Annotated in this window: 6 protein-coding genes; 1 reads left to right on the top strand and 5 read right to left on the bottom strand. The window is 41.7% G+C overall.

What is annotated here, in order from left to right; genetic code table 11:
• Nucleotides 1-1,019: phosphate/phosphite/phosphonate ABC transporter substrate-binding protein (locus AC4II3_RS28440; RefSeq protein ID WP_488029696.1), on the bottom strand; the 1,019-nt coding region annotated here is incomplete at its 3' end.
• Between the two features lie 81 nt (nucleotides 1,020-1,100).
• Entirely contained in the window at nucleotides 1,101-3,098 is a 1,998-nt protein-coding gene (locus AC4II3_RS28435) for an ATP-binding response regulator (RefSeq protein WP_488014877.1), read from the bottom strand.
• 236 nt (nucleotides 3,099-3,334) lie between these two features.
• Here AC4II3_RS28435 and AC4II3_RS28430 point away from each other — a divergent pair, with 236 nt between their 5' ends.
• The gene (locus AC4II3_RS28430) at nucleotides 3,335-3,526 is read left to right on the top strand and encodes a hypothetical protein (RefSeq protein WP_488014875.1); all 192 of its coding nucleotides are present in this window, start codon (nucleotides 3,335-3,337) and stop codon (nucleotides 3,524-3,526) included.
• On the opposite strand, the gene AC4II3_RS28425 is transcribed toward AC4II3_RS28430, so the two are convergent.
• The 3 genes from AC4II3_RS28425 to AC4II3_RS28415 all read right to left on the bottom strand — a co-directional run bounded on the left by AC4II3_RS28425 (nucleotide 3,481) and on the right by AC4II3_RS28415 (nucleotide 9,233).
• Nucleotides 3,481-4,857: an ABC transporter substrate-binding protein gene (locus AC4II3_RS28425; RefSeq protein ID WP_488014873.1), complete on the bottom strand. Its 1,377-nt coding sequence runs from the start codon at nucleotides 4,855-4,857 to the stop codon at nucleotides 3,481-3,483. The two genes, AC4II3_RS28430 and AC4II3_RS28425, sit on opposite strands and share 46 nt — an antisense overlap.
• A 167-nt stretch (nucleotides 4,858-5,024) precedes the next feature.
• Nucleotides 5,025-7,508 (bottom strand): hybrid sensor histidine kinase/response regulator, encoded by a 2,484-nt coding sequence (locus AC4II3_RS28420; RefSeq protein WP_488014871.1) that lies wholly within the window; start codon nucleotides 7,506-7,508, stop codon nucleotides 5,025-5,027.
• Between the two features lie 342 nt (nucleotides 7,509-7,850).
• The gene (locus AC4II3_RS28415) at nucleotides 7,851-9,233 is read right to left on the bottom strand and encodes an ABC transporter substrate-binding protein (protein ID WP_488014869.1); all 1,383 of its coding nucleotides are present in this window, start codon (nucleotides 9,231-9,233) and stop codon (nucleotides 7,851-7,853) included.
• Between the last annotated feature and the right edge of the window lie 211 nt (nucleotides 9,234-9,444).

Genomic DNA, 9,444 nt, shown 5'->3' with positions numbered 1-9,444 from the left:
AACAGCCAATAGCGGTAGTGATAGATGACTTGACCCAGAGTCACTTTTCCCCAATATTCGTAGGGACGAACCCGCAGATTCCGTAAGGTTTCGTGACAAGCTTGGTAGTTGGCGGGGATACTCCAGCCCTGATAACGACCAGCTTTGGCCGCTGGGTGCTCAGAAGGTATGGTCATTAATGCGATCGCAACCTCTTCCGCTAAGTCCACTGGGGTATGGGATAGTGTGGAAAAAGGCCATTGTGGATAAAGTTTAGTACTCAGAGCAAAAGGGAAAGTGTCCTGATATTGAGTTTGCTGATTGAGGATCACAAAGTCATCTCGATTAATTTTGCCCTCCTGTGCCATACGTTCGAGGGTATCAGTGCGGACAGTGCCAGCATCGACAATACCATCACGAACAGCGTAGACCACTGCGTCATGGCTACCACCAAAGTGGAGGCCTCGAAAGTCACGGTAGGGGTTAACTCCAGCTTCTAACAGAGTTTCCCATGCCATTTGCCAGCCCCCAAAGGCATTTTCACTAACGGCCATAAAGGTTTTGCCCCGTAAATCCTCTAAATCCTGGATATCATTGCGGTCAGCATGACGCAGGATCACCGCTCCAAATTGGGTGTAAGGCTTGCCTAGGCGTAGATTTTTTAGGGTGGCAATTGGTATTGCCCCATAAATCGATTCCAACCGTACATACATTCCAGGATTGGACAACACAAAGTCCACCTCCTGGTTAGCTACTATTTCTTCGAGGGTGTCAAACCCTAGTGGTACAAGTTGGAAAACATAGCCGGAAATGGTTTCACTGAGATAGTCTAGGGTCGGTTGCCATTTTGTTTTAGTATGCTCAACACCCCGAATTGCCAGCACTCCCACCTTAACAATCTTTACCTCTGAAGTCATTATTTGTCTTGTTCCATCTACAGGTTTCTGAGGAGGAGTAATCCCTGGGGAAGCCGATGCTATTAGTGATAATCCCATGGCTAGAATCAGGCTGGATTTAATTAAGAAGTAAAGACGACTCATATTCTATTTTTTTTTGAATATCTGAGGTACAAAATTTTACTCCCTACTCCCTACTCCCGATTTCCGATTCCCTGCGCTCTACTAATTATTTTCAAGATACTTTTCTATCAATAATCTAATTTTTTTCAATTGAAATTCATTAGCATAATTCGATATAGTCTGAGCAAAGGTGACAAACTTATCATCTAATTGTTTCAGATTTTCTGCGGATTTACTGATCGCGAACATATTCCCTTTTTTGGCGAGGTCATAAAGTTCAGCTAATACATCAGTTGGGGGAGGTACAATAGCCTCTGGTATAACTTTTTTAGCCGATTCAAGTTTGAGTTTTGATACTTCTGGTTCATACTGTTCATATACCCATTCCAGTTGTAGATGCCGCTTTAATTTATCAAGTAATTCTTCAACGTTCACAGGCTTAGAAAGAATATCAGTCCAACCTATATCCTGACTCTGTTGATGTTCTAATTCATAAACACTCGCAGATGTCGCGATTACCATGATCTGTTTCAATTGCTCTGATGAGCGGATACGTCGCATCATTTCAAAGCCATCCATCACTGGCATCACTAAGTCAGTAATAATTAAATCAGGGTGACATTCTGTGGCTTTTTCCAAACCTTCAACCCCATTACTCGCTTCCAAAAATTCAAATCCCAGAGGTTGTAAAAAATTAACAATAACAGAGCGATTCTCCGGTTTGTCGTCTACCACTACTATTTTCCGCACCTTTCCCTGGAAACCAACAATATTATTGGTATAAATTGGAGTTTTGTGATTCATAACTGTGGTAGTAGGTAAATCCAAATCCACAGAAAAAACACTACCCTGGCCAGAAGTACTGTCAACCTTAATATGACTTCCCATTAGATTAACAATTTTATGGCTAATAGCTAATCCCAGACCAGTGCCTTGATCTCGAATAGCACTATCCCCAAATTGTTCAAAGGGTAAAAATATTTTTTCCAATTCTTCTGAGTTAATTCCGATGCCAGTATCTTCGATTTTAAATCGAATTCTAACCATGGGTGATTGGGAGGGTTTGCCCATTAGTGGCATGATTTTGTCTGTGATCGCTTCCTCCTCTTGCTGATCTCTATAAATCCTAGGTAGTGGGGGTTGTACGGCTTTATCGTTACTGATCACCTCTACCTTGAAGGTTACTCCGCCATGGTCAGTAAACTTAATAGCATTGCTCAGGAGGTTAATCAGAACTTGTCGCAGTCGTTTTTCATCAGCCACAATCCCTGCTGGTAGATAGGATGAGGGTTGATAAATAAAAGAGATACCCTTTTGCTGAGCTTTGATACGGCAGATTTCTACAACCGAGATCAACAAAGTAGGAAAATGAATCTCTTTCGGCAACAGTTCCATTTTCCTGGCTTCGATTTTTGACAGCTCTAAGATGTCATTGATCAAGTGGAGCAAGTGAGTGCCACATTGGTAAACTTGATCGATACTATGCTTTTGTTTATGGGTAGCGGTTTGATCCCGTTGGAGGATTTGGGCATAACCTAAAATGCCATTGAGAGGAGTACGCAGTTCATGAGTCATATTGGAGAGGAATTCACTTTTGGCTTGGCTAGCTAATTCCGCAGCTTCTTTAGCTTTTGCCAGTTCAATGGCTTGTTGTTTTAACTGCTGATTTTGGAGTTGCAGCTTTTCAGTTAACTCCTGAATCCGTAAATGATTGATGATCCGAGTTAAGAGTTCCTCATGTTGGAGTGGCTTAGTGACATAATCGACTCCCCCAACTTCAAATCCTTTCACCTGATCTTCGGTACTGGATAACGCCGTCATAAAAATTACAGGAATATCTTTAGTAGCCTGATCTGCCTTCAAGCGACAGCAGGTTTCAAAGCCATCTATACCTGGCATCAAAATATCCAGTAAAATAATTTGAGGATGGGCATACTTAGCGCGTTTCAACCCACTTTCACCATCTTGGGATACTAAAATTGTAAATCCACAATCTTCCAAATAATCAAAGGCAACCCTCAAATTAGTGGGATTATCGTCAATGATTAATATGGTATACTTTTTTAAGTTAAACTCATTCGTTTTAACAATTACACTCATGGAGTTTATTCCAGATGCATATAGTCTTTAAGCAAGGTAACAATTGCTTGTTATTGAAACTCTTCGGCTAAGTTTTTGAGTTTGTTGGCAAAGGGTAATGTAGTTTTCATGAATTTCTTCCAAGTATAGGAAGTCTAATTTGTCATACTGCCCAGCATAGGCAATTTATAGAGCACTTCCATTTCCTGAGGGGGGGGGTACAACAAACCGTTGATCACAACTGGATTTTGACCCCTGTGATCAAGCTAGAGGCTGTTGAGATATTGGCTGATATACCCACTCTAACTGCAAATATTGCCCTAAGAAAACCAGTTACTGTTCCGGAAGAGGGGGAACAGACCGTCAGTGGGGCAACAGAGGGAGTATTGACTAATACTTATCATCACTTCCAATCAGCAAAAATTTGCTTGATTTGTGCGATCGCTTGATTGCTAGCTTGCACCACAGACAAACCATCTACAACTATTGTTCTAATCGCTTTACCCCAAACATTCTGGGATTGTACTTCAGCGTAAATTGGGGTGAAGACTTGATAGGGTAAACGGGTCGTTTGTTGTAACTGCTTTAGAGCCACTGAAATATGGGGATCTGTTCCATCATTCCAGAATCGGTCTGCTAAAAGTTTAGGCACAACAGGAACAAATCGTCCTTGAGAACCATGGATGTATGTTTCCAGATTTTGTGGTTGTACCAAATAGGACAAGAAATCCTTAGCAACCTGCTTTTTATCCGATCTTTCCAACAGAATCACCTGCCCAATTGAAGCGATGGGTTTCATAGGCTCGACCTTTGGCTTGTTTGGCCATGGAATAGTAGCAAGTTGTTTGGTGTAAATTGCCTGATCTTGCCGTTGGGAACCGGGAATCGATAGGGATGGGTTAGCTGTCATTAAAGTAGTGCGGCTAAGAAAGGCAATATTATTATCAGTGTTTCCCCAATCCACTGCTTCCGGTGGTACCGTACCATTCTTATAGAAGTTGGTATATTTCCCTAAGGCAGCGGTAATCCCCTGACGGACTTGGGGATTATCTAAAAGTAACCGACCATTGGGGTTGATCAGTTTGACATTGTAAGCTTCTAGGAAGTTTTCAAAAATGTCGAAGGTATCAGAAGCCTGGGACATGGGTAAACCAATACCATAAATAGTCTGTTGACCCTGGCGACGTAGTTGCTGTTGAGCGAAGTGCCAAAACTGCCAAAACCCTTGCCAATCCTTAGGAATCGCGTCTGGTGTCTTACCAATAGCTGCCAGTAAGTCTTGCCAACAGTGAATGTAGACGGAATACTGCATGATCGGCACAGCATAGTAGCTGCGCTTCTTCGCCACATTGTTCAGGTAACTAACATTCTGTAGAACACTGCCAGTGTATAGCTTTTCGATCGGTTCTACTACCTCAGAAACATCTGCCAATTGGTTGTTCCATGCTAGACGGGGGATGATCTGGGTATCCGCTTCAATACTATAAAAGATGTCCGGAGGGTTGCCTGCTGCGATCGCATTATTGAGTTCCTTTAACGTATCTTTTTCAGATAAAAGGCTAAGCTCAACCTTAATTCCACTCTTTTGTGTCCACCTGGCGATGATTTCTTTGAGTGCATCAGTTTCCTCTGGATAATAACCCTGACTCCACCAGATGCGCAGCGAATTACTCCGGTTTATCGTAAATCCTTTGGTAGACTCGACTTGATTGTCACTACAGTCAGCTAACCCCAGACCAAATAAGAACAAGGATAGTCGAGTGAATTGGCGTCGCTGCATGATTCTTGAACCTCGAAACCGTTGTGCAGACGTCACAACTCTACTCCTTGCGATGAACCAATCGTGGTCATTTTGCCAAAGATTATAAGCCCCCACCAGCGCTATCCTTAAGGTGGACAAAAGTAGTTTTTTTCACGGACGTATGACTCTGGTTGACAGCTGACTGCTTACGACACCTCTTGATCAAGCCACTCTAATTGTAAATACTTCTCCAATAATGCCAATAATTTCTGCTTGTCAACTGGTTTCGACAGAAAAGCATCACAGCCAAGTCTATGAGTCTCCTTCTGGACAACATCCCAGTTGTTAGCAGAGAAGGCAATAATTGGTACATCCTTCATTGCCGGTATCTGTTGTAATTCCGGAATCATCGTGAAACCAGTTTTAACAGGCATAAATAAATCCGTTAAGATCAGATCCGGTCGAATTGCCCTGGCGAGGTCCAATGCTTGCTGAGCATTCTGGGCTAATACCACTTCAAAACCCAAAGGTTTCAGCATATTGAGCAATACCAAGCGATTTTCTGTTATGTCATCCACCACTAACAGTTTGCGTCGTTTTCCTTTATAACTCAACCCTTTAACAGCAATATCTGGTTCACCATTGGCAACAATATCTATCACAGGTAAGGTAACATCAAACCAAAATGTTGAACCTTGGCCCAATTGACTTTTAACCTTTAGTTTACTTCCCATCAATTTAACGATTTGTTGACTAATAGCTAAGCCCAAACCCGCTCCAGCTATGCGACGGTGGGGATCTCCTACTTGTTCAAAGGGTTGGAATATTTTCTCTAACTGTTGAGGACTGATTCCTATCCCAGTATCGATGACCTCAAAGCGAATCGTCCGAAAATGGATGTTATAATCTCCCCCTTGAATGCTTTTAGTGGAAGACTGGGAGATTCCTAAGATAGAGTTTTGTTTCTCAATGACTCCAACATTAAATGTTACATTACCTTGGTCAGTAAATTTAACTGCATTACCTAATAGATTGAGTAAAACCTGTCGTAACCGTTTCTGATCTACCTTAACCCCTGTGGGTAGGTTACCTTGAGTTTTATAGTTAAACAATATATTTTTTTCATTAGCTCCCATGCGGATAATACCAACTACCCCTTCCAAGAAGCTTGGAAAATGAACGTCACTGGGGTAGAGTTCCATCTTACGGGCTTCGATTTTAGAGAAGTCTAAGAGATCGTTAATTAGGGTCAATAGATAGGTTCCACTTTGCTCTATAATTTTTAAACCTTGTATTTGCTGCTGTCTTAAATTGCGATCGCTCCTTGGGGTGCTGCCCTTCACGTCATCGTTTTGGGTAGCAACTTTAGCTGTATCGCGCTGGAGAATTCTGGCATAGCCTAAGATGCTATTGAGGGGAGTGCGCAATTCATGGCTGATGTTAGCTAAAAATTGGCTTTTAGCTTGGTTAGCAACTTCCGCAGCTTCTTTAGCTTTCCCTAATTCCACAGTACGTTCTTGCACTCGGATTTCTAAACCCTGATTCGTTTTTTCTAGAGCCGTAAAAGAATCCTGCAATTGCTGTGCCATCTGGTTAAATGACTGAGCCAACACTCCAGTTTCATCGTCACTCAACACAGGAGCTTTATGGTTTAGATTGCCACTAGCTACCTGAATAGCTGCCTCTGTGATTGCCCGAATCGGTTTGGTAATCTGGCTTGATAGTAGATAAACCCCTACTAGGAGCAGTCCAGTAGAACTCAATCCAATCAGCACAATGTTCCCAGCTAGCCGACGAGCAGGAGCAAAAGCTTCTTCCTGAGAGATCTCAGCTAGTAACGCCAGGTTCTGTTTCTCCAACCAGTGATACACACCGATAACAGGTATCCCATCGTAATTTCGATAAAGTCCAGCACTATTTTTTCCTTGGGTAGCGTTATCAATACCCAAACTACTAACTCCGTCAGAGTATTTTTGATTCTCAAACTGACCTGAGGCGATGAATATATTTTTTCGTTCCAATCGACCGACTAGATAGGTTTCGCCACTCTTACCTAAGCCAGTACGGTCTCGAATTAGGTTATCAACTTCTTGAAGATCGAGAGTAATGGAAATCACTCCTATACGGTTACCGGATTGGTTAAGGACGGGTGTGGCAAAAGTGATGGCTGTTTTGCCTGTTCTTGAAGAGCTATAAAACGTTGGCTTAATGTCCGTTTGATCTCGGGTGAAGTAAGTGGTAGTCGCACCAAGGGGTTGATAGTTGCCCTCCAAAGTTTTGTTAGTTGAGAAAATGATAATCCCACCAGTTGTGAGCAGGGAAATTTCTCGTAGATTAGGCTTAATTGCAGCTAAATCAGTCAGGTATTCTGAAATCCTATTATAGGCGATTTGGTAATCTCTTGACCTGGTTTGAGACCTTTTGCTGCTCAGCAAGACCTCGGCTTGTCTTCGTATTTCTGGCAACTGAGCCGATAACAGGACATCTTGGCGCTGATTGTTAAACCATTGATTGAGTTCAGCAGATTTAATAGACACAGCAACACTGAGTCGATCAAAGACAGATTGTTTGAGAGCTTTCCTAGCTAAAATATAAGCAGTAATTGCTACAAGGCTTACTGTAACAACTGATAAAAGTGAAAAGTAAGTGACCAGCTTTGATAGTAACGTTTTTTGAGTTAATTTGATCATAACAATGAGAATAAGCGCGATAATTTAGATTTTCGCATAAATAAAATTAATTATTTGTATTTATTAAACTATTAACAGTCAGCTATAGCAATTCTCAGCGACGTTTGAGCGACATTGCTTATCCTTTTAAGGCAAAAGGCAGCATGCATGCTATAAAGAGGGTTTTAAGCGATGCAGCGCCACGCTGCATCGCTTTATCATAACACCAAAAAACCCTCGGATATCTTGACTACTGTGACCTGTGACCTGTGACCTGTTCCCTTTTTTGATAAATCCTATGTTCAAAATTCAACTAAAAATGCTATAACAAGCATTGTGATAACGAAGAAGCTAACTAATTTTCTACCAATTAGAAAAAATTTTATTGATTTTATCAATAGCTCGATTAGTGGCTTGCTTAATTGAAAAATTATCTACCACAATTTTTCTAATCACTTCCCCCCAAACATTTTGAGCAGCAACTTCACTATAAGCTGGGTTTAACACTTGATAAGCTGGTCTGGTGTATTTTAACTGCTGTAGCGCCACAGAAATATGAGGATCATTGGGATTTTTCCAAAAGGGTTTTTCAAACAGTTTCGGCATCACGGGTAAGTATCGACCCTGAGACCCTTCTGTGTAGGCTTGTAAGTTTTGTGGTTGTGCTAAATATGAGAGAAAATTCTTGGCATACTCCTGTTTTGTGGATGATTTAAAGAGAATTACCTGTTTGATCTCTACGATGAATCTCATCAGTTCACCACTAGGTTTGTTTGGCCACTTAACTGTAGAAAGTTGCTTGGTGTAAATTTCGGGATCTTGTCGTTGGGAACCTGGAACTGAGAGAGTATGATTGACCGTCATCAGGCTAGTGCGGCTAAGTAACGTTACATTGTTCCCTGTATTATCCCAATCTACGGCATCCGGTGGCACATTCTTATTGATATAAAAACTGGTATATTTCCTGAGAGCCGCCTCAATGCCTTCCTTAACTTGGGAGTCGTCTAAGTTTAATTTGCCATTTTTATCAATTAGTTTGACATTATAGGCTTCTAGAAATTGCTCAAAATTGTTGTAGGTATCTAAGCTCATGGACATAGGCATGCCGATACTATACATATTGGGATAACTGCTCTGACGCAACTGTCCCTGAACCTGCTCCCAAAACCGCCAAAATCCCTGCCAATCTCTGGGAATTGCCCCCTTTGCCTGACCAATCTCCGTCAGGATGTCTTGCCAGTAGTGAATATGAATGGCTGATTGCATAATTGGTACAGCATAGTAGCTACGTTTTTTAGCAACTTTGTTTTGATAATTGACTCCAGCCAGAACCCCTTCACTGTACCAATTTTTCAGAGGCTGTATCACATCAGACACATCTACCAGTTGGTTATTCCATGCCAGACGGGGAATAATGGTCAAGTCTGCTACCCCTGCATAGAAAATGTCAGGAGGATTACCTGATGCGATCGCACTCTCGATTTCTTTGAGAATATCCTTCTGAGGTATGATGACTAATTGAACTTTAATCCCATTGTTTTTTTCCCACTTGTCGATAATTTTCCGGAGTGCATCCGTTTCTTCTGGATAAAAACCCTGTTGCCACCAGATGCTAAGTGTTTTAGCTGTGTCAAAGGTTGATGATTGTCTTGATGATTGTCTTGATGATTGGGAATTGTGAGTACAGTTAGCCAATCCCAAACTGAGGAAAAACCAAGGGAGTTGATTGAATTCCCGTCGTCGCATAAGTCTTTAACCGTTACACTTATCAAGTCCTTTAGTATGATATTATCCAGTACTGTGTGAATAAACCTCTTGCAAAAGTATTTTTTTGATAGTGTTTGCGTCAATTATTGGGTGAATCTCACTCTTCCATAATTTCAAAAGCGATATGCACCCATTGCTACTCCCTACTCCCTACTCCCTACTCCCTACTCCCTACTCCCTACTCCCTACT

The sequence above is a fragment of the Moorena sp. genome (assembly GCF_982860115.1).
Note: the sequence above shows the minus strand (reverse complement) of the source record. Positions and strands in the feature narration are given on the sequence as shown.

What these genes read in the sequence shown, in the direction of transcription:
- AC4II3_RS28435 (WP_488014877.1), bottom strand. Translation starts at nt 3,098, where the DNA reads ATGAGTGTAATTGTTAAAACGAATGAGTTTAACTTAAAAAAGTATACC.
- AC4II3_RS28425 (WP_488014873.1), bottom strand. Translation starts at nt 4,857, where the DNA reads ATGCAGCGACGCCAATTCACTCGACTATCCTTGTTCTTATTTGGTCTG.
- AC4II3_RS28420 (WP_488014871.1), bottom strand. Translation starts at nt 7,508, where the DNA reads ATGATCAAATTAACTCAAAAAACGTTACTATCAAAGCTGGTCACTTAC.
- AC4II3_RS28415 (WP_488014869.1), bottom strand. Translation starts at nt 9,233, where the DNA reads ATGCGACGACGGGAATTCAATCAACTCCCTTGGTTTTTCCTCAGTTTG.